Source organism: Methylobacterium sp. WL18 (genome assembly GCF_008040015.1).
GTDB classification, from domain to species: domain Bacteria; phylum Pseudomonadota; class Alphaproteobacteria; order Rhizobiales; family Beijerinckiaceae; genus Methylobacterium; species Methylobacterium mesophilicum.
This window is the reverse complement of the sequence record NZ_VRVD01000929.1, coordinates 1-1,390: the sequence shown is the minus strand read 5'-3', so window position 1 is coordinate 1,390 and position 1,390 is coordinate 1. Positions and strand designations below refer to the sequence as shown.

Annotated in this window: 1 protein-coding gene; it reads right to left on the bottom strand. The window is 71.7% G+C overall.

Annotated features, from left to right (window positions below; all coding sequences use genetic code 11):
- A partial coding sequence (locus FV228_RS29795; RefSeq protein WP_147857738.1) for a PLP-dependent aminotransferase family protein occupies window positions 1–1,188 on the bottom strand: 1,188 nt, incomplete at its 3' end.
- Between the last annotated feature and the right edge of the window lie 202 nt (window positions 1,189–1,390).

The following is a 1,390-nucleotide window of genomic DNA, read 5'->3' as shown; positions in this document are numbered from 1 at the left end:
AGGCTGCGCCCACGGCTCCAGCCCGCAGGCGCCGAGCTCGGCCGAGGCCTGGACCATGGCGCCGGCGAGCCGCCGCTTGGTCTCGGCGAGGTGCCGGCGATAGCAGCCCTCGGTGATCAGGCTGTGCACCAGAGCCGCGGTGACGTGGCCGTTGCCGAGGCTCAGCGCCAGCTTGAGATCGACCAGCGGCTCGACCCAGTCGGCCCGCAGCGCGATCCAGCCGCAGCGCGCCGCCGCCGACAGCGTCTTCGAGAAGCTGCCGATCTGGATCACCCGCTCCAGCCCGTCGAACCCCGCGAGCCGCGGCGCCGGCTCCGGTTCGAGATCGCCAAAAATCTCGTCCTCGACGATCAAGGTGTCGTGCGCCTCGCACAGCTTCAGCAGCCGGTGCGCGATGGCCGGGGCGAGGCTCGCACCGGTCGGGTTCTGGAGCGCCGCGTTGGTGAGATAGAAGCGCGGACGATGCCGCTCGAGCAGCGCTCCGAGGGTGCGCAGGTCCGGCCCCTCCGGGGTCAGCGGCACGCCGACCACCGCGACCCGGTGCGCCCGCAACAGCGCCAGGAAGTTGAAGTAGCAGGGATCGTCCACCAGCACGGTGTCGCCCGGCTGGAGCAGGAAGCGGCAGACGAGATCGAGCGCCTGCGTGGCCGATTCGACCAGCACGATCTGGTCCGGCTCGGCGCCGACGCCCTTCTCGGCGATCTTGCGGGCGATCTGGATCCGCAGGGGCTCGTAGCCGAGCGGGCGGTCGTAATTGGTCATCTCGGCCAGATCGGCCCGGGCCACCCGGCGCAGGCCGCGCCGGATCGCCTCGTGCGGCATCCACGAATCCGGCAGCCAGCCGGCCCCGGGCTTGAGCTGGTCCGCGCCGGCCTGCTGGGCCTGGCGGGTGATCCAGAGCGGGTCCACGATCCGGTCGAGCCGGGGGCCCATCGCCTGGAGCGAGAGCGGCCGGGTCTTGCCGGCGACGTAGAAGCCCGAGCCCGGCCGCGCCACCAGGGTGCCCTCGGCGGCCAGCCGGTCATAGGCCTCCACCACGGTCGATTTCGACACGCCCATGGATTCCGCGAACGCCCGCACCGACGGGATCCGGACCCCGGGCACGAGATGGCGCGCCGCGATGCGTTCCCGGATCTCGCCGGCCACGGTCTCCACGCGCGTTCCGGCCGGCTTGCTCGCGATCTGCATCCGTACTGCCTTTCCGACCGGACAATTCTTCGAAACCGTACCGAACTGTTCCTGTCGCCGCCAGTCCCTTGTGGTCAAGATCGCCGGGTTCCGGACAGACGGAGGATCGAATCATGGACCAGTGCCTCACCCGGACCGCCCACGCCCCGGCCAATCCCTCCTGGCTCGCCCGCGCCGCCCGGGCGATCGCCGAGGCCGCCGC